This is a genomic window from Neolewinella persica DSM 23188 (assembly GCF_000373105.1).
Classification (GTDB): domain Bacteria; phylum Bacteroidota; class Bacteroidia; order Chitinophagales; family Saprospiraceae; genus Neolewinella; species Neolewinella persica.
Genome location: NZ_KB890469.1, coordinates 170,653 through 190,219, shown reverse-complemented (window position 1 = coordinate 190,219; position 19,567 = coordinate 170,653). Strand labels below are relative to the sequence as shown.

Here is a 19,567-nt window from a genome sequence, read left to right as displayed (position 1 = left end):
ATCTGAGGGAATGACCTGGCATATGACTTCTCGCCCCGAAGGTTAACGTGTAGGGCAAAGGACAAGGTAGGGGTTTATTAGTCAAATAATCGGTAAGCAAATAGTCGGTAATATTTCCTAGTTATTTGACTTCAGACTACTTTATTATCGACTAAGAAGGCGCGGGCGCAGGTGCGAAGAATGGCTTTTCGGAGCAAAGGCGTAGCGCCGCTACTCCCCAATTGTCAATACAATCTTCCCCACATTGGCGTTTGCCTCCATGTATTTATGGGCATCAGCCACGCCTTCCCAATCGTAAATGGTATCGACGACCGCACGAATGGATCGGTCGGCAAAAGCTGGCCAGATACGCTCGCGAAACTCCGCTACCAGTTGGTGTTTGTACGCTTTGGACCGGGAGCGCAGGGTCGTCCCCGTCAACTGTAGCCGCTTGCGTAAAATGGGGGCCAGGCTGATGCCCTCCACCCGTGCGCCGCCCAGGGCGGCGAGGCTGACCATCCGCCCTTCCATAGCCAAGGCCGTGAGGTTCTTTTCCAGGTACGGCCCGCCAATAAAGTCAAGAATTACGTTGACACCGTTGCCATTGGTTTGGTTAAGGGCAGCTTCAGCAAAGTCTTCGGTCCGGTAATCGATACAACGCTCCGCGCCCAGGTCGAGCAGCGGCTGATGCTTCATGCCACTGGCGGTAGCGATCGGATGAGCGCCGGCAAGTTTAACCAGTTGGATGGCGGCAGTCCCTACCCCACTCGCGCCAGCGTGGATCAGGACGGTTTCCCCAGGTTGTATTTTAGCGATCAGGTGTAAAGCCTGAAAGGCGGTCAGGAAAGCCTCGGGGATGGCTGCAGCCTTAGTAAAAGACAGGTTTTCCGGCAGCTTCAGCAGCATGGCGGCATCTACGGCCACCAGTTGGGCGTAACCGCCACCGGGTAATAACGAACATACGTTATCGCCAACTTCAAAGCCTTCTACGCCCTCTCCCACTTCAATCACCGTACCGGCCATTTCCAGGCCCAGAATGTCCGTCACTCCGGGCGGAGGTGGGTACTTCCCTTCCCGTTGCAGGATATCGGCGCGGTTCAGCGCCGTGGCGGCTACGTAGACGAGAACTTGCCCTGTTCCGGCTACCGGATCTGGCACTTCGGTGATCTGGAGTTGGTTGGCGTCGCCGGGGGAGGTTACGGTGATGGCTTTCATGGGGCGAAGTTAGGAAATTAGCGGCTAGAAACCAGAAGCTAAGCAGCAGCAACCAGAAGCTAATGGTCTGCCAAAAATAGAAGTTTCGTGCATCCCCCGCCGCCAATCGGCCGGGTTCTTCAGGCAACTACCGTTTTCGGACTCCCTGCATTGCCAGTTGCTTCCAATAGTTACAGACCAGCTGTGCCTTTTTACTCTTTACCTGATTCGTTAAACTCCGCTTCATACCTTGATATAGTTTGCGCCGCAAAATCTTCCGACAATGCTTTTCCAGCATATTCTTTTGCCTTGGTAAAATCAGCCTGACTGTCATTCGAAATGGCTGATTGGAATTTCTTAAAAGTCAAAAACATCAAGGCTATGTTCACATTATTCGTGCTAAACAGCGCTGAATACTTCTCCTTATTTTCCAGGAGAACGTCAGCTACAGCATCAGGAATTTCCTCGCTGGAAAAATACAATAATGTCGAAAAGTACCCCTCGGAGAATACATCCTGATCAACCTTCCAGTATTCAGCAAACTCTACGGGGTCAATCTTGGTATTGGTCCGATTGACGTAGTCGATGTAAAACTTGGGATACTGGGTAACATCAATTTTCTCAGCGTATCCTGGCAGTATTTTATTGGCCTTGTTTAATTTAAATCCTTCCTCCAAAAATGCTGATACATTTTGTGACAGCGCTTTGAAACCATCACCCGGAAAGCCATACTTCCTAATTACAACACGGCCTCTTGCATTAAGTATCAGACCGGTCGGGTAACTGCTTACGTGGTGCTTTTTTGAAAGATGGTATAAGCTATCATTTTCGGCATCGTATTTAAGCAATACAAAATCCCTGGCCATCTCTTTTCTGATGGAGTCATTTTGAAAAATCAACTTATCCAGCTTTTTGCACGGACCACACCAGGTTGTGTAGAAGTCAACGAAAACAAGTTTCCCTTCTTTAGCAGCAAGGTTTAATGCTTCATCGTAATTTTGGTCGATTACTTTCAGGTCTTGGGTGTAGGCTAACGTGCTGGTAAGCAACGTGAACGTAAACAGTAGGAGTAGTTTCATCAGTGGCTATTTTCTTTGATTACTTCGAATCAGGAAAATGGTTACAGCGAAAACTGAAAAGACTTTACTACCGGTGATGATGGCCAGCTAGTTCTTAGGTGCAAGCCCATATCAACGAAGCACCATCTATGGACGGGGCTTACCCAGTCCGTATTGACCTCCTGAAGGCACTCTTTTCTCGATTAGCGAAAGGCGGGCCACCTTGCCCGTATGGGCGGGGGCAGGCCGTCCCTGGCTCCTACTCCACCGAAGCCTCAAACCCATCCACCGGCAACCCCTCCTTAGAAAACAAATTCCCATCGGGGTTATTCGCCCAGTTGTACCGAACCATGGTGATACCCGTTCCCGCCGGATTAACGATCGCCACCATGTTGTCCGCCGGATCGAGCAGCGCCTGCGCAAAATGCCATTTACCAGCCTTGTCCTTAACGGTGAAACCCTTGGCGTAGCCGTAGCGGTCTTTGGATTTGGTCATCAGTCCGCCGCCGATGTTTTCAAACTCCAGCACGGTCATGCCTTCAATTTTGTGGACCTTTTTGAGCGAAGGGCTATCCGCCACCACTTTCTTACCGTAAATGTCTTTCAGGGCGTGAAGGGAAAGTCTGCGACCGACCTCCCACTTATTCTTGGGGTGAATATCGTCCGCTTCCCCAATATCGGTGATGATGGCCTGTCCGGTCATCGGCAGATCAGTGGCGGCTGTTTGGCTCTGGCGAAGTACAGCCCAGCCCGGCTCATCGGCGGAACTGACCGCTTCACGGAAATTTGCCAATTGTACCCAATAAAAAGGCAGTTTGGCATTCTTGAAGAAGCCGCGCCACTGGTTGACGAGGCCACGCATCAGGTTGGCGTACTTTTCGGCGTCCCCTTCACCGGCGTTACTTTCTCCCTGGTACCAAAGGACCCCGGTTAGCGGGTAACCTTCCAACGGAGCGATCATAGCATTATACAGCACGACCGGCACCTGATTGTAACTGCCGGCAGCTACGGTGAATTTTCCAATATTGAATTTATAATCGCCATCCAGCGCGACAGTCCCTCCGGCCGTCACTAGCTTCATTTTATCGGCTGGTCCGGTGAACCCACCTTCGCCACCGGTATCGACAACCCGAACGGCCAGCAGGTTTTCTCCAGCCTTTAACACCCCTGGTTCGACCTCGTAGACCCGGTCTTTAGAATACGCAGACGGATTACTGCCTACAAATTTTCCGTTAACGTGCGTCCAGTCTCCATCGTCAATCGGGCCGAGGTGCAGGGTCGCCTTACCGGCTGCCTGGGCCGCCGTCAGCGTAAATTTCTTACGGAAGTAGAAAACACCGTCAACATTCCGATAACCTTTACCCTCCCAATGGCCGGGCATCTCTCTGGTTGGCCAGCCATTATCGTTATAGCCGGGCGTGAGCCAGCCGCTGTCTTCTCCGTCGTCCGAGGTAGGAATATCGCGACCAGGGAAATCTACCGCAAAACGCTTGCGGGCGGGGAGGCCGGCCTCCTTTACCATTTCCTTATTCTTAGCAAGGGCAGCGTTCGCATCCATGCCCAATGCCTCGGGGCTCATCCAGGGTTCGATTCTGCTTCCGCCCCAACTGGAATGTAAAAGGCCAATGGGGACATCCACTTCTTTGCGCACGTAGTGCGCAAAATAGCTGCCGACACCACTGAATTGGCTGATGCCTTCAGCATTACCGGTTATCCATCCGCCGTTTACGTCCAGGTGCTGACGCGGCGTACTGTCGTAGGTCCGTTTAACCTTGAGCTCCCGGATCATGGGGTCGGCAATGGCTTTGGCGCGGCTGCCGTCGGGGTCCGACTGCGTCAGCTTCCACTCCATATTTGACTGTCCGGAGAGCAGGTAAACATCACCAAAATAAATGTCGGTCAGCAGGATAGACTCCCTCCCGGAGAGAACCGAAAGTCGGTGCGGGCCACCCGCGCCCATTGGTGGCAGCGAAACCCTCCAGCGGCCCTGGTTGTCTGCTTTGACCGATAGTTTTTGTTCACCAAACAGCACCTTCACCGTCCGGCCGGGCTTTGTCCACCCCCAAACCGGATGATCAACGTTGCGTTGCAGTACGGCATTATTGGTAAATGACTCGAACAGTTGGAGGTCCTGAGCCAATGTAGGGGAGAAGGATAAAAGGAGGAAGGACAGGACAAACAGGGAGGTACGCATGGATTTGGCTTTTAAGGAAGGTGAATATGCGAAAAATAGTGATAAGAAGGATTACGAAACGGTTTGAAATACGCTTTAGGCGCGGCCGCAGGTGCAAAGGGAGGTGGATGGAGCAAGGTTGTGGTTATAGAACCGTCTGTGGCCACTTTGATTGCTTCTTTAATCCGGTTCCCTGCACCTGCGTCCTCGCCTGAAAAGACTAAGGCTCCGCTTGTCGGTCGAGGGGGGAGAAACGACCTGACTCGTCCGACGAGCAGAGACTCAATTTAGCGGGTGGTTCCGATCTCCCGGCGGACGAGTCAGGCTGCCACGCAGTCGCCTCGGCCGACGAGCGATCTTATGATTGCCCTGCGCTTATTACTTTTGTGGTCCATTAACCTCAGCTGGCCTGTCAATCACCGTGACTATCCTCCAGGTCCTCTTTCATTTTTCAACCCATCTACATGTCCGCACTTCGTGCCATTGGCCCCATTGACGGCCGCTACGCCGGCAAAACCAAGGAACTACAGGAATACTTCAGTGAATTCGCCCTGATCCGGTACCGCGTCCTCGTTGAAGTACGGTATATTCAGGCGCTTCACCAACTTGGCTTGCCCCAATTACAGCATTTTTCCGTTGCACAAATGGACGATCTCAATCAGATGGTCCACAACTTTTCGGATGCCGATGCGGAGGAAATCAAGACTACGGAACGGACCACCAACCACGACGTCAAAGCCGTAGAATATTTTGTCAAGGCGCGCATGACCGAAGCTGGGATGGAAGACGTACTGGAGTTCGTCCACTTCGGCCTCACCAGCCAGGACATCAACAACACGGCCATTCCCCTTACCATCAAAGATGCGCTGGAAGAGGTCATTTGTCCCGCACTGGAAGGCCTCGTCAGCATGGTTGACCGCCACGCCATGGCCTGGGCAGAGGTGCCAATGCTGGCCAAGACCCACGGCCAACCCGCTTCCCCTACCCTGCTGGGCAAGGAATTCAGCGTTTGGACACACCGGCTGCGCGAGCAGCTGCGCCAGCTACAGGAAGTACCCATCCCCGCCAAATTCGGCGGTGCCACCGGTAATATGAACGCCCACTACGTGACCTTCCCGGATTACGATTGGCATGCTTTTGCCGACCAGTTCGTCAGTAAAAGCCTCGGCCTTAAGCGTTCTTATCCAACTACGCAGATTGAGCACTACGACAACCTCGGGGCCATCTTTCACGCCCTCAACCGCATCAGCACCATCCTGATCGACATGTGCCGCGACATTTGGCAGTACATCTCCATGGAGTACTTCCGCCAGAAAACCATCGCCGGCGAAATTGGCAGTTCGGCCATGCCGCACAAAGTCAACCCCATCGACTTCGAGAACGCGGAGGGCAACCTCGGCATCGCCCGGGCGCTGTTCACTCACCTGGCAGACAAGCTTCCCATCAGTCGCCTGCAGCGCGACCTGACGGACAGCACCGTTCTCCGCAACGTCGGCTTGCCCATGGCCCACGTGTTGTTGGCGGTTAAAGCCATCGACAAAGGCTTCAGCAAGTTGGTCCTGAATCAGGAGAAGCTGGCTGCCGACCTGGAAGCCAACTGGATCGTCTGCGCCGAAGCTATCCAGAACGTCCTTCGCCGGGAAGGCTACCCCAAGCCCTATGAAGCCCTGAAGGAACTGACCCGCGGGCGGACGCACTTCAACGAAGGAATCCTCCACGAATTTATTGACGGGCTCAACGTCAGTGACGCCATCAAGGCGGAGTTGAAATTGATTCGGCCGGAGACTTATGTGGGCCGGTTCTAGGCCACCTTTATCAGGAGTTGCTCCTTCACCCAATCGTTTGCCAACATATCGACCACCAGGTGGATACGGTCTGGCCCATCATTCCATACACTGTGCGGATCGGATAACCGGAGGTACCAGCATTCTCCTGCTTCCATAACCACCCTTTGACCGTTCAGCATAAAGTGGACTTTGGGGTTGGTTAGAATCGGAATGTGCAGCCGGACACAGCCGCCTTCAACGTCCAGATCGTGGTCCCGATGTTCTTTGATCAAAGCGCCTGTTCCCAGCCGCATCAACCGGGCAGCGTAAAGGGTGGAATGAAATCCCGCTAATACTTCCTTCAGGTAAGGACTGTGTTCAAGTATGGGTGTATCGACATAGTCTTTTGAAGCAGGGTCAGAGTAAATTTGCTGAATTGGATGGACGGCCCCACGGTTGGCCCGCAGGGGAAGGATGGACCATGAGCCTGCGTAATTTCTGGTAACGAAGTGATCCGTCCAGCCGATACCAAGTCGCTCAAGATGTAGCAGGTCTGCCTGGAGTAAAGCAGTATCAAAAAAAAGGCTAAGTTTTACGCGGTCGGGAATCATAGGGGTACAAGAAGGTTTTAGCACAGGATAAAAAATAATATTAGATTTCGGGAATTTTTCAACGTTGTGGATTGTTAACGGCTCCCCACTCACGACCAAGCCATGAAACAATCAACAACCCGCCCCTCCGCCACAGCGGTGTATCAAAGTTTCCGCCAAATCCTAGGTTACTGGGCCGCTGCGGCCAGGCCCTACCGTTGGTATTTTGTGGGCATCTACATATGCTACGCTATCGGTATCGTGGCCATCAATATCCTCGTACCAATCTACTACCAGAAAATCATTGACGGGATGACGACGGACATTAACGGGTTGGATGCCGCTGCGCGGCAAGCTCAGTATGCCGTCCTACTCGGTTACATCACCATTGCAGGATTCCTTTATGCGCTCCGTATTGGGGCCTTTCGGGCTGGCGACTGGTTCTTCGATCACTTTCGTCTGGGCACCATCCAGCGCATCGAGATCGGCATGTTCGGAGATTACCTCAAGCATGGTCGTAAATTCTTCGTCAACAATTTTGCCGGTTCGCTGCTGAACGACCATCGCCAAATGCGGAGTGCTTTTGACGTCTTCATGGACCACGGCACCTTTACCTTTTTTTGGTGGGTGATCGTGTTCTTCGGTAGCCTCGGCGCACTCGCGTTTATTTTCCCAATCGGTGCGCTGGGCATCATTGTATGGTTTTTGGTGTACCTCGTTGTCGTAGTGCTGGTATCGCGCAAGAAATTTGTGCTCGAGCGCAAAGTTGCCGAGCTCAACTCCGGCATGACTGGCCTGCTCGCCGACAACCTGAGCAACGCAATGACCATAAAGACCTTTGGGGCGGAGACCCGCGAAAAGGGCCATTACAAAGAACGTCATGAGGTACTTCACCGGGCACGACACCGCAACAAATACTGGAGTCGGTGGCGAAACGGTCTGCAGGGCATTCTACTCGTCATCCTTGATGTCGGCGTTCTGCTCATCGGTGCCCGCTCCTGGATGCGGGGTGAAATCAGCGCAGGTACCATCGTGCTTATCCTCTATTATTCCAACAACATCTCCCAGGAGGTTTGGAATTTCTCCCGGATGATTAACGCTATGACCCAGGCCTACGCCGATGCCAACAAGTTCATGGAACACATCCGGACAGCCCCCGACATCAACGACGCACCTAAGGCCATTCCCGACGGCATTTCAGACGGCGAAGTGAACTTCCAGGACGTCTCCTTTAATTACCCCGATGGCTCCGACGTATTCTCCAACTTCAATTTCCGCATTCGCGCGGGAGAGAAAGTGGGCATCGTTGGGCCAAGTGGTTCGGGCAAGTCTACCCTCATCACCTTACTCCAACGGCACATGGACGTTGATGAAGGCGCCATCCTGATCGACGGGACGGATATCCGGGAGCTCCGCCAGGCTTACCTCCGGGCAAAAATTTCACTGGTGCCTCAGGACCCCAGCCTTTTCCATCGGAGTTTGCGCGAAAACATTGCCTACGGTAAGCCAACTGCCACCCAGGAAGAAATCGAAGCCGCCGCTCGCAAGGCGCAGGCCCACGATTTCATTCTGGAAACGCCCGAAGGGTACGAAACAGCCGTAGGGGAACGGGGCATTAAACTCTCCGGAGGGCAACGGCAACGCGTTGCTATTGCCCGGGCCATTCTGGAGGCAAGTGCCTCTCCCATTGTGATCTTCGATGAGGCAACCAGCTCGCTGGACAATAAGGCAGAGAAGGAAATCCAACAGGCCATTGATGCCGCCTTATCCGACGCCAGCCGAACAGGCATCATCATCGCCCACCGGCTGTCAACGCTGAGGAGTGTGGACCGCATCGTCGTTCTCGACAAGGGCCGGATCGTGGAAAGCGGCAGCCACGCCGAGTTGCTTGGGCAGGATGGTCTTTATACTGAATTGTATGATAGTCAGCTACTGGAGGAGGTGGAGTGATTTCCCAGCTAAATTTTCGCCAGCGGGGCGGGGCAAGCCCCGCCCCTACTGGCTAGCGCAGAATCATCCCGTGTTCGCTGCGCGAACGCGGCTGCCAAACTTGACGCTGGTGCGGGCGGGGCTTGCCCCTGCCCGACCAGCATAAAACACGAGCGAAGCGATCATCCCAGTGCGGCAGCTGTTCTCCGACTCTGTGACTACTATTGTTCTTCTAAATCCACCATTTTAATCCCCGCTTCGACCGCCATATCGAGGTAATTGTCCTCCGGAACGACCGGACAGGAATAGCCCGTGGTATACGCACAGTACGGATGGTAGGCCTTGTTAAAGTCGATCACCAACTCGTCGCCGTCCGGAATGGAAAGATCGAGGTAGCGGCCGCCACCGTAGGTTGTCTTTCCGGAAGTATGGTCTTTAAAGGGCAGGAATAGCAGGTTTCGATACTTCGGAGCAATGTCTATCCGCAGGCTTCTGTATAACGGGATGGAAACGGCTTTCCCGTTCAATTCGAAGGTGGCCAGGGCATAGATTGCATATTCGGCCAATCGGGTAGAGCTGGTCTGCATCTTGATCACTTCAGGTGCTTCGAAGCGCTCAAGCTTTGCGGTAACGCGGTAAGCAGGATCGATGCTGTAAAATGGAAGTCCACCAAGTTTTTGCAGCTTCGCCAGTTTTTCGGGCGGCAGTATCGAGCGGTTAGCATCGAGGTAGGTAGCATTTAGTTCCGCCTGGTGGGTAGCGGCGTCATTTTCGGAGGCGCGCGCGGTCGTTTTAGCGGTGTTGCAAGCAGTAAAAACTAAGACAAGACAAAAGCCAAGCAGAAGTCGCATAGGTTTAGATTTTCGGCAAGATACGGAGGGCTTGACTATCTGACTGCCTGGCCATTCGACTCGCTGACTGTCCTTTGGCGCGGCCGCGGGTGCAATCACAGAATAAAAGCAGCAGGGTCTTTCAACCAGTAAGCCCAGTGGTTGGTTTGGAAAATGGCTTCCATCTATTTTACACCGTTAAAACAACTTCATGAATTTCCGTCCCCTTGGCAAAACCAATTTCTCCGTTTCTGAAATCTCCCTTGGCACCTGGCAGGTGGGAGGCAAATGGGGAGACCCGTTCAGTAACCAGGTGGCAGAGGGAATTCTCCACGCTGCCATTGATGCCGGCGTCAATTTTATCGACACGGCGGATGTATACTCTGCCGGCCTTAGTGAGGAGGCGGTAGGCCGGGTGGTCCGTTCCCGCTCTGAGCGGATCTACGTTGCCTCCAAGTGTGGCCGTCAAATAACGCCACACCTTAACGAAGGGTATACTGAAAAAGCGCTGCGTGGGTACGTGGAGGACAGCCTGCGCCGGACGGGGCTGGAGACCCTCGACCTGATCCAGCTACACTGCCCGCCAATGGAGGTTTACTACCGCCCGGAAATTTTTGGTCTGTTCGAACGATTAAAGGAAGAAGGCAAGATCCAGCACCTCGGAGTAAGCGTTGAAAAAGTAGAGGAGGCCCTGAAGGGCATGCAGTACGATAACGTGACCACGGTACAGATCATCTTCAACGTCTTTCGCCAACGACCATCGGAATTGTTCTTCGCCGAGGCGCGGGAGCGCAACGTCGGCATCATCGTCCGGGTACCGCTGGCCTCCGGCCTGCTGACGGGGAAATTCAATACAGATTCCACTTTCGGCAAAGAAGACCACCGCCACTTTAACCGCGACGGTGCTGGATTCGACAAAGGGGAAACCTTTAGCGGGGTGGACTACACCCTCGGGCTCAAAGCCATGGAACGCATGAAACAACTCTTCCCCGGAGAGAAAAATCTGGCACCCCGGGCGCTACAGTGGATTCTTCGGTTCCCCGAAGTAAGCTGCATCATCCCCGGCGCATCGAAGATTGAGCACCTGGCGTCCAATATTTCCGCTCCGGAAATGCCGCCACTGACGCAGGAGCAGATTGATGGAATGAATGCCATTTATGAGGAGATGGTGAAGGCGGGGGTGCATCAGTTGTGGTAAATCACCTCATCGACTATTTGCTTGAATTTGTCGAAGGGACTAGGTGGATTTGAACGCAGGCCATAGGTTAGCGTCAAATAAATACCTACCAATGCCTAGCACAGAATTAAATGAGTACCCTTTATTAGCTTATAAAGCCTATAAGCACAAAAAGCTTGCGGCCCTCGATGGCATTCTTACCGTATGGGAAGACGCTTCGGCCAGGTTTGGTCGTGGCCAGTTTTATACGTTCGCCCTGCACATGCGTCATATTTACTTCGGCCTTATGGCTTTGGACAATAATGATGTTCCCACTGCGAAGATGGAGCTGATTAAAGCCAGCAAAATTCCGGGCTCCCTAATAATGGGTTCTTTTGGCCCTAATATGCTGCTCGCACACCGACTGCTGCAACGGGGAGAAAAGAAGATCGTACTCAAATTCCTGAAAAACTGCCGGAGCTTCTGGCACCTGCCCTCCCGAATCTATTTCGCCCGAACCTGGCGTTCCGCTATTCTACGCGGGGAAACCCCTGACTTTGGTGAGCACCTTTACATGTACATGGGTTGGGAGAAAGGTTTCGAACCGGATTTGCTTTCGGCCTAGTGGATTGATTCAGGGGACTTCTGAATCAACCTACTAGTTCACTCTCAATGTCTAATGGGTTTGTGATTGACGTGTATATTACGCACTTACGTAATAAACCATCATCCCATGCGCCCCTACGTCCTGGCAGAAACCAACTGGAAAGCCGTAAAATCCACCGATTACGAGGTTGCCGTCCTTCCCTGGGCAGCGACAGAAGCCCATAACTACCACCTGCCTTACGCTACGGACATCATCGAAGGTGAGGCCATCTCTGCCGAAGCCGCCCGCATTGCCTGGGAAGCGGGTGCAAAAGTGATCGTGCTGCCCTGTATCCCTTTCGGCGTTAATACCGGACAGCACGACATCAGGCTTGACATGAACCTGATGCCCAGTACGCAGCTCCATATTCTTCGGGATTTGATTACGGTGCTGGACCGGCAGGGAATAAAGAAACTAGTGGTATTCAACAGCCACGGAGGCAACAACTTCCGGACGATGTTGCGGCAACTCGGGGTGGAGTTCCCCGAAATGTTGCTGGTGGAAACCAATTGGTTCAAGGCACTGGACCGCGACGATTACGTGGAAGAAGGCGGAGACCACGCCGATGAAGTGGAAACCAGTCTGGTACTCCACCTCCGGCCAGACCTTGTATTACCTTTACAAGAGGCTGGCGACGGCGCAGAACGGCAACCCCGCATCAAGGCGTTCAAGGAAGGTTGGGTTTGGCGGGAACGCCCCTGGTCACAGATTACGGAGAGCACGGGGACGGGCGACCCCCGAAAAGCCACCGCCGAAAAGGGCGAAAGATTCTTTCGGGACGTGACGGAAAAATTTGCTCAATTATTCATTGACCTGTCAAAGATTGAAAAGGATAATTTCTACGAATAACGAAAAGTAAAAAAGTTACCTTGCCAGTCCGAACCTTGGTTCTTCAGCTGAGGTTCACCACGTAAGATGTGGACCTAAAGTCCCCTTCTATGCACTATTGCTCTCACTCTTAATTCAAAATCTGGCTTATGCAATTACGTACTTTTACTCTATTCCTTGCCCTGATGTTTTTCATCAGTGCTCCCGCCCACGCCATCATTGTGGCTCCGGCTTCGCCCCCTGCAACTTCCAACTCATCCGAAACAGCTGCCAAAGAAGCCGCTGAAGCTTATAAAGCTAAACTAGCTGCTATGACGCCGGCTGACCGCCGCGCCTTCAAGAAAGCTCAGAAGCAGGAAATGAAGGAAGCCGTCAAGCAATACAAGCAAGAGGTAAAAAATGGCACCCGCGCTGCGGATGACACTACTATTTTGTTGGTCATCCTGGCCATTTTGCTTCCACCACTCGCCGTATTCCTGTATACCGAAGAAATCGGGACAAAATTCTGGATCAGCCTGCTGCTAACCTTATTGTTCTTTCTTCCAGGCGTCATCTACGCCCTTCTGGTAGTAACGGGTAACGCTAAGAAGAAGTAACGATCGCCCGCGCAGCACGCGTTGCTGCACCACCAGATCCCAGCTGCTTACGCAAGCGCTGAAGATCTTTTAATTGCTGGTCCCGTACGGGGCCGGCAATTATTTTTTGCAGGTGCTCCGCCAGGTTATCCGGGTTAAAATCGGCCTGAATCAGTTCAGGGACGACGGGGGCATCCATCACCAGGTTGACGAGGCTGATGTATTTGATGCGGTCACCGACCATCCATTTGGCGATGCGATAGGCCAGCCAGTTGCCTTTGTAAACCACCACCTGGGGCACGCCGAAGAGGGCGGTCTCCAGAGTCGCAGTTCCGCTGGTCACTACGGCAGTATCGGCCCTTTGAAGCAAGCCATAGGTATCGTTCATGACTACACTCAGGTTGGGCGGCGGCGCGCAGGATGCAATGATCCGTTCGTAGAAAGCAAGATCCTGCGCCGGTGCTCCGGCGATCGCGTAATGGTGCTCGGGGTGACGGGCGGCAGCAGCCAACATTAACGGCAGGCCTACGGTAATTTCTTGTTTGCGGGAACCGGGGAGGAGGGCGATTATAGTCTGATAGTCTAGTAGTTCAGTAGTCTGGTAGTTCGCCTGCACTTCAACTTTCTTTGCATCCTGCGGCCGCGCCCCTTTATTCCCTTGCGCCTTTATCCCTTTCTCCTCTGCTTCCCGGACGACGTCCAGCAAGGGGTGCCCCACAAAGGAAACATTGACCCCACGCTCCGCATACCAGGCCTCCTCGAAAGGCAGGATGACCAGCATACGATCCACATTGGCCCTGATCTGTTTTACCCTTCCAGACCTGGACGCCCACACCTGCGGGCTGATGTAATAGCTGATGTCCAGTCCTTCAGGCCGCGCCCATTTCGCAATTCGGAGATTGAAGCCAGAATAGTCGATCAGGATGAGCCGGTCCGGCGCGTAAGCCGCGATGTCTTCCTGGCATTTCCGCTGGTTCTTCAGGATGGTCGGTAAATTCCGGATCACTTCCACCACCCCCATAAACGCCAGTTCCCGATAGTGCATCACCAACTCCGCCCCAGCCGCAGCCATCAGGTCTCCTCCCCAAACCCGAAACTCCGCAGCAGGGTCTTCGGCGCGGATCGCACGAATCAGGTAGGAGCCGTGGAGGTCTCCTGAAGGTTCGCCGGCGATTAGGTAGTATTTCATAATAGTCTTGTGGTCTGGTGGTCTGGTAGCATTGTAGTCGCTACCGCAGGGGATACTCGCTATCGTTCGTGAGAATATCATGGCGAAGATAATTCCTTTGTCCCGCCCAGAAGTACTACAAGGCAAACCGTATTCCACCTAACTGCTCAACATAGTTGTATTCTGGCATAAAGGTATTTGGCTGCCCTATCTGGGTTAAAACCCAGACCTGTGCGACCAAGCTCTGCGAGCTGACCCACCAAAAGCATTATGCGCTGTCATTACCAGATTATATAGCATAGCCTTTCGATGATGGCGAAGCTCCACGAGCGGAGCGAGCACCTAGCGCAGACTACAAGACCCCCAAACTACAAGACTACTTACTCCTCCCAATCAACACCACCCCCACAATGACCAGCAAGGCCCCCAGCCCCTGCACCAGATTCAGGTATTCCCCCAATACAAAATATTCGAGAACAATGGTCGCAACCGGCCCGATCGCCCCCAGGATAGCAGCGTTACTGGCGCCGATCCGACGGATGCCCTCCGTGACCATGTAACCAGGAATAACGGTACAGAAAATGGCCAGCAGAAGCCCGTAACCATATAAGCCCCAGGGCAAGCCAAGCAGGGTGTTTCCTGCGGCGAAGACATGGAAGAGAACCGCCACACTTGCCGCGATCAACGCTACGCTGGTAAATCTGACACTACCAAGTTTTGGGGTGAGCCGGCCACTGCCAATCACGTAAAAACTGTATAACAAGGCACTCAAAAAGACCAGGCCTGCTCCCAGTGAAAATTGATTTCCGATGTAAAAATCTGACCCGCTGAAGGCCAATGCGATGCCAGCATAACAAATCGCAGTAGCCGCCCACTGGACTTTCTTGATCCTCGTCCCGAAGGCCAACCACTGAATCAGTAGCACCAGGGTCGGGTAGATGAACAAAACCAACCGTTCCATTCCCGCGCTGAGGTATTGCAGCCCCAGAAAATCCGTATAACTGGCCAGGTAATACCCCATTATTCCAATAGTCATGATCAGCAGAACATCTTTGGCTTCCATAGCCTGCTGTTCGCCCGTACGGGCCCGTTTATAATATCCGATGCCCAGAAAAAAGGGGAGTGAGAAAGCCATACGTAGGCCCAAAAGCACAATACTTTCTACTTCGTAATCCTGATAAGACAACTTAATTACAATGGCCTTGCAGGAAAAGAGCACCGCACCCGCCAGGGTTAGGAAGAGACCAATTTTACGGTCCCGGTCGGAGATAGCCGGAGGTGTTGCCATGACTGGGGTTGTTGTCTTGACAAAGGTGCTATTATTATGCGGTGGTCTGTGGTCGGATATGGAGGGTTCTACGATTGCGGGGCTTTTTTACCATTAAGGTCATTAAGCACATTAAGTACTACACTAAGAAGAAAACTCGTACACATCGAGCGAAGCGAGCAGCCACGTGCGTTAGCCTACCTTCTACAAGCGAAGCGTCTACACACTACCGAGGGCGAAGCCCGTCTAAGAAAAAGCTCCGTCTTTTTAGTGCGCCGTAAAGTAAGCTATCAGCATCCCCAGCACTACCACGCCAAACTTCTTGGCGGATATTCCGTGCTCGCGGCCGCCATCTGCTTCAAAAAGAATGGTGGTAGAGATGTGGAGGAAACTTCCAATTACCAGCGCCAAAACGCGGTTTCTCCAAATGGGGTTAATACTGACGATTTCACCGAGCGCTGCTCCCAGGGGTGATAGGCCGGCGAAGACCAGCAGACATCCCCACATGAATTTTTTGGAATAGCCAGAATAGCGGAGCAGTAAACCAAGGGCAAATGCCGCAGGAATTTTATGCAGAACAATACCAATCAAGAGGTGGTTCCCATCAAGATTACCGTGATCATGCCCCGCTAATTCCGTCACCGTTTCAGCAATGGTCCCCAGCGGCAGGCCTTCCAGCAGGGCATGCAACCCGAGGCCGACCATTACAGTGAGCCCATAACGATACCCAACCTGTTTGTGTGCGTGTACGTGGCCATGTTCCACTCCCTGGCTCAAGCCTTCCAGCAACAGCTGAACAAAAAATCCGCCCAAAAGCCACACCCCGGTATGGTAGGTCGTTTCGCGAAAAACCGTTGGCATCATTTCCATTGCCGCAATGCCCAGCAGGTAGGCGCCACTGAAGGAAAGTAATAGCGGAAGATAATCTTTCCGCATCCGGTCTTCACGTCCACGCAGGGCTTGGGCAAGACCGCCGCCGAGAAGAACACTGCCGAAAAGTAATAGATATTGCCACAGGGCCATAGTAGGGAGTCTAGCGGCTGCAAAGTTAATGCGACGATGTCGCATTTTATCCCAAAGTGTTCAGGAAATAGGAAGCAGGGTTCAGGGTTCAGCGTTCAGGGAGCAGTGTTCAGGGCTCAGGAGTCAGCGTTCGGGGCCGGCTATCAGGAATTAACAATCAAACATCACTTACTACATATTGCACTGACAATTCTCGAGACATTCGATGATCAGGCTTACGTCGCGTTCTTTCAGCGAGTACATCATGGAGCGGCCATCCCGTTTTACGGAAAGGATACCTTTTAGCTTCATATTTTGTAGGTGGTGGCTGACCAGAGATTGTTCGTAACCGAGGGCTTCGCAAATATCCGTGACGTTCAAGCGGGGATGCTGCTCCAGTAAATGCACAATTCCGAGGCGGAGCGGGTGGGCCACCGTTTTAAGGATGAAAGCGATGCGTTCCAGTTTTTCGGCTTCTTGCTCGTTGAGGGCGGTAGGCTTCACTTGTTCCATTGGTGGTTGATTACTTGCCCTAAGATACAAGTTGCTGGGGATATTAGTTTTCAGGGCTTAGGATTCAGTAGCCAGGATTCAGTATTTAGTTTTCAGGATTCAGGATTCATTAGCCAGTTTTCAGATACCAGTATGCTGCCTTCAGGGTTTTGCTTTCAGGTCCCAACACTTGAATTTCTTATCGGCAGCCTATCCAGTAAAACCTGAGTTCAGCCCCCTGACGACTGAATCCTGAAAACTGAATTCTGGTCCATGAATGCTTAGTCCTGACCGCTGAATACTGGTCCCTGAAACCTGATCATTTCTTCTTCCGCGTAGTCCAGGCCGGCACCACAGTGATGACGACCGGAACCTCCCCCGTTTCATCCCGGATATCGACCTCGATGACCACCTCACCCTTCGGCTCCGTCTTAATCCGGTGCAACTGCTCTTCGGTCAGCCGGGCGACAGCCCGGATGCGGCCGGAGGACCGCCGGACAAACTTAGCTTCCAGGCTTTTCACCAGCGGCAAACGCTCTGCCGGTAGGTTCATCCCCATCATCGTTACGGCCACAGATTCTGCCAGGGTGATCATCGCGCCTGCGTGTACCTGCTTCATGTGGTTCTGGACGCCCTTCTTATTAGGTACATAGGCGATCCATTCCCGTTCACTCACCTTTTCGTAGTGTACTTTTGCCGTCCCCACAAATGGTACGGCGCGGCTAAGGGCGAAGTTCAGTGCCCGGTTTTGCAGGCTTTTGGGCAGCTTTTCGATGCGGGCCAGGGCGGAGGCTATTAGATTGGGCATTTTTTGGACTATTGGGGCTATTGGACTGTTTCTCGTGAGTATCTCCTGATCCAAACGAAATAAGAGAATAAGTGAGTTATTGAAGGATTGAATAGTTGCCGCAAGGGAGAGCTCGCTACGCTCGTTAAGGCAGGCCGTATCCTTGCTCCTCTACCGTTCCTTGTACCTGCGACCGCGCCTGAAAGAGAATGGGAGAATAATTGAGGATAGAATGCAGCCTGCCCAAACGAGCGAAGTGAGCTCTTCTGTGCGGCAGCTATTCTCTCATTCCATGATTCTCTCATTCTCTACCGCCGCGTCTTAATCCCCAACACGCCCAACAATCCCCGGGTAAACTCCCGCGCCACCGTACGACCAATCTGCCGCGTAGTGGTATTGCTCATGACTTGTTCGAAAATTGATTTCTCCTTACTCCGGGAGCGGGTGGAGGTTTTCCTGGCTTTCGCCTTTTGCTCCTCCATTTCAGCTTTGTGCTCTGCTTTAGCGGCAGCCTCCATCTTCTTTTCCAGGATCTCGTAGGCGCTTTCCCGGTCAATCTCCTGGTTATATTTCCGAACGAGTGGGCTGCGCTGAACGATGTCTTTAATCTCAGAATTGGTCAGTATATCCATCCGGCTCTCTGGCGCTCGAAGCATCGTGCGCGCCAACGGAGTAGGCCGGCCCTTCCGGTCCAGAACCGTTACCAGGGCTTCCCCCGTACCCAATTCAGTCAGTACCGTATCCACATCGTAGAAATCGGTCAACGGGTAGTTTTCGCTGGCCAGTTTGATGGCCTTGCGGTCTTTAGCCGTGAAGGCCCGGAGTGCGTGTTGGATTTTCAGGCCCAACTGACCGAGAATGTCACTCGGAATATCGGCGGGATTCTGTGTCACGAAGAACAGCCCAACCCCTTTCGAACGAATGAGTTTGATGATGGATTCCAGCTGATCGAGCAGCGCATCCGTAGCCTCCTCAAAAACCAGGTGGGCTTCATCGATAAAGATCACCAGCTTTGGCCGGTCGAGGTCCCCTTCTTCCGGGAAGGTAGCGTATACCTCAGCCAGCAGTTGCAGCATGAAGGTGCTGAACAGCTTCGGCCGATCCTGAACGTCGGTCAGTCGGAGAATGGAGACCATGCCCCGGCCAAGTTCGTCCAGGCGGGTCAGGTCGTCGACGTCAAAACTGGTCTCCCCGAAGAATTCCTTGGCGCCCTGAGTTTCCAGCTCGACAATTCGACGCATGATCGCGCCAGTACTTGCGGTGCTGATACGACCGTAATCTGCTTCTATTTCCTCCTTTCCTTCTCCGGTAATCCACTGCAGGATTTTCCGGAAGTCCTTCAGGTCCAGCAGCGGAAGTTTATTTTCTTCAGCATATTGGAAAGTCACCGCTACGATGCCAGATTGAGTATCATTCAAATTCAGCATCTTGGAGAACAGCACCGGGCCGAACTCAACGACCGTTGCCCGCAGCCTGGCACCAGGTTCTTCGCTGAGGGTGAGCAATTCCACCGGGCTGCCGCTGGCCTCGAAGGGAATCCCGATGGCTGCGTGACGTTCGTCAATTTTGGGATGCCCGCCACTAGCTATTGCGATCCCCGAAAGGTCGCCCTTAATGTCCATGAGTAAACTCGGGACCCCCTCCTTACTCAGTTGTTCGGCAATGATCTGGAGGGTCTTGGTTTTACCGGTACCCGTTGCACCGGCAATCAATCCATGGCGGTTCAGGGTTCCCAGGGGAATGCGGACCAGCGCGCCCGTTAGGGTTTCTTCTCCGAGCATGGCGCCGCCCAGTACAAAACTAGGGCCTTGGAAGGTGTAGCCTTCTTCAATGACTTGGCGAAATTGGTCTTGGTTGGACATCTTTTAGTTTTACTTTTCTTGTTGGGCGACAAGGTACGAAAGTTGCAAGGTAGTCGCTACGCTCCAAGTTTCAGGGGCGCTGTGCTCTGGTTGCAGGGGTTGCAGGGTCGCTGCGCTCTGGTTGCAGGGGGTGCAGGGTCGCTGCGCTTTGGTTGCAGTGGGTGCAGGGTCGCTGCGCTCTGGTTGCAGGGGTTGCAGGGGCGCTGCGCTCCGGTTGCAGGGGGTGCAGGGGCGCTGCGCTCTGGTTGCAGGGGTTGCAGGGGCG

Annotated in this window: 17 protein-coding genes; 6 read left to right on the top strand and 11 right to left on the bottom strand. The window is 53.2% G+C overall.

The window, feature by feature from the left end:
• Positions 1 to 210 precede the first annotated feature (210 nt).
• The 3 genes from B036_RS0124460 to B036_RS0124450 form a co-directional block, all read right to left on the bottom strand.
• On the bottom strand, positions 211 to 1,194 hold the full coding sequence (locus B036_RS0124460) for an NAD(P)H-quinone oxidoreductase (RefSeq protein ID WP_020571379.1): 984 nt from the start codon (positions 1,192 to 1,194) through the stop codon (positions 211 to 213).
• Positions 1,195 to 1,385: 191 nt separating this feature from the next.
• Positions 1,386 to 2,252: a thioredoxin family protein gene (locus B036_RS32620; protein WP_020571378.1), complete on the bottom strand. Its 867-nt coding sequence runs from the start codon at positions 2,250 to 2,252 to the stop codon at positions 1,386 to 1,388.
• A 238-nt stretch (positions 2,253 to 2,490) separates the two neighbouring features.
• Complete coding sequence (locus B036_RS0124450) at positions 2,491 to 4,425, bottom strand: sialate O-acetylesterase (RefSeq protein WP_020571377.1); 1,935 nt, start codon at positions 4,423 to 4,425, stop codon at positions 2,491 to 2,493.
• A gap of 443 nt (positions 4,426 to 4,868) precedes the next feature.
• Between B036_RS0124450 and purB the strand changes: the two genes are divergently transcribed.
• Positions 4,869 to 6,209: an adenylosuccinate lyase gene (gene purB, locus B036_RS0124445; protein WP_020571376.1), complete on the top strand. Its 1,341-nt coding sequence runs from the start codon at positions 4,869 to 4,871 to the stop codon at positions 6,207 to 6,209.
• Here the strand turns inward: purB and B036_RS0124440 are convergent.
• The gene (locus B036_RS0124440; RefSeq protein WP_020571375.1) at positions 6,206 to 6,781 is read right to left on the bottom strand and encodes an aspartyl/asparaginyl beta-hydroxylase domain-containing protein; all 576 of its coding nucleotides are present in this window, start codon (positions 6,779 to 6,781) and stop codon (positions 6,206 to 6,208) included. The two genes, purB and B036_RS0124440, sit on opposite strands and share 4 nt — an antisense overlap.
• A 102-nt stretch (positions 6,782 to 6,883) precedes the next feature.
• Between B036_RS0124440 and B036_RS30920 the strand changes: the two genes are divergently transcribed.
• Positions 6,884 to 8,710, top strand: a complete 1,827-nt coding sequence (locus B036_RS30920) for an ABC transporter ATP-binding protein (protein ID WP_020571374.1) — start codon at positions 6,884 to 6,886, stop codon at positions 8,708 to 8,710.
• A gap of 200 nt (positions 8,711 to 8,910) precedes the next feature.
• Here the strand turns inward: B036_RS30920 and B036_RS0124430 are convergent, their stop codons facing one another.
• Positions 8,911 to 9,540, bottom strand: coding sequence for a DUF1684 domain-containing protein (locus B036_RS0124430; RefSeq protein WP_020571373.1), 630 nt, complete (start codon positions 9,538 to 9,540; stop codon positions 8,911 to 8,913).
• 190 nt (positions 9,541 to 9,730) lie between these two features.
• Here B036_RS0124430 and B036_RS0124425 point away from each other — a divergent pair, with 190 nt between their 5' ends.
• The 4 genes from B036_RS0124425 (at position 9,731) to B036_RS34350 (ending at position 12,745) form a co-directional block, all read left to right on the top strand.
• Positions 9,731 to 10,717: an aldo/keto reductase gene (locus B036_RS0124425; protein WP_020571372.1), complete on the top strand. Its 987-nt coding sequence runs from the start codon at positions 9,731 to 9,733 to the stop codon at positions 10,715 to 10,717.
• Between the two features lie 91 nt (positions 10,718 to 10,808).
• Complete coding sequence (locus B036_RS0124420) at positions 10,809 to 11,300, top strand: hypothetical protein (protein ID WP_020571371.1); 492 nt, start codon at positions 10,809 to 10,811, stop codon at positions 11,298 to 11,300.
• 108 nt (positions 11,301 to 11,408) lie between these two features.
• Positions 11,409 to 12,170, top strand: coding sequence for a creatininase family protein (locus B036_RS0124415; protein ID WP_020571370.1), 762 nt, complete (start codon positions 11,409 to 11,411; stop codon positions 12,168 to 12,170).
• A 128-nt stretch (positions 12,171 to 12,298) separates the two neighbouring features.
• Positions 12,299 to 12,745 carry a YqaE/Pmp3 family membrane protein gene (locus B036_RS34350; RefSeq protein WP_020571369.1) on the top strand — a complete coding sequence of 149 codons (447 nt, stop codon included), beginning with the start codon at positions 12,299 to 12,301 and terminating at the stop codon, positions 12,743 to 12,745.
• Here B036_RS34350 and lpxB read toward each other — a convergent pair.
• The 6 genes from lpxB to B036_RS0124380 all read right to left on the bottom strand — a co-directional run bounded on the left by lpxB (position 12,732) and on the right by B036_RS0124380 (position 19,302).
• Entirely contained in the window at positions 12,732 to 13,913 is a 1,182-nt protein-coding gene (gene lpxB / locus B036_RS0124405) for a lipid-A-disaccharide synthase (protein WP_020571368.1), read from the bottom strand. The two genes, B036_RS34350 and lpxB, sit on opposite strands and share 14 nt — an antisense overlap.
• Positions 13,914 to 14,268: 355 nt before the next feature.
• Positions 14,269 to 15,180: a DMT family transporter gene (locus B036_RS0124400; protein ID WP_020571367.1), complete on the bottom strand. Its 912-nt coding sequence runs from the start codon at positions 15,178 to 15,180 to the stop codon at positions 14,269 to 14,271.
• Between the two features lie 246 nt (positions 15,181 to 15,426).
• Complete coding sequence (locus B036_RS0124395; RefSeq protein ID WP_020571366.1) at positions 15,427 to 16,182, bottom strand: ZIP family metal transporter; 756 nt, start codon at positions 16,180 to 16,182, stop codon at positions 15,427 to 15,429.
• A gap of 171 nt (positions 16,183 to 16,353) precedes the next feature.
• Positions 16,354 to 16,674, bottom strand: coding sequence for an ArsR/SmtB family transcription factor (locus B036_RS0124390; protein ID WP_020571365.1), 321 nt, complete (start codon positions 16,672 to 16,674; stop codon positions 16,354 to 16,356).
• A gap of 298 nt (positions 16,675 to 16,972) precedes the next feature.
• Positions 16,973 to 17,461 (bottom strand): DUF4442 domain-containing protein, encoded by a 489-nt coding sequence (locus B036_RS0124385; RefSeq protein ID WP_020571364.1) that lies wholly within the window; start codon positions 17,459 to 17,461, stop codon positions 16,973 to 16,975.
• Positions 17,462 to 17,748: 287 nt separating this feature from the next.
• Positions 17,749 to 19,302, bottom strand: coding sequence for a helicase HerA-like domain-containing protein (locus B036_RS0124380; protein WP_020571363.1), 1,554 nt, complete (start codon positions 19,300 to 19,302; stop codon positions 17,749 to 17,751).
• Positions 19,303 to 19,567 lie beyond the last annotated feature (265 nt).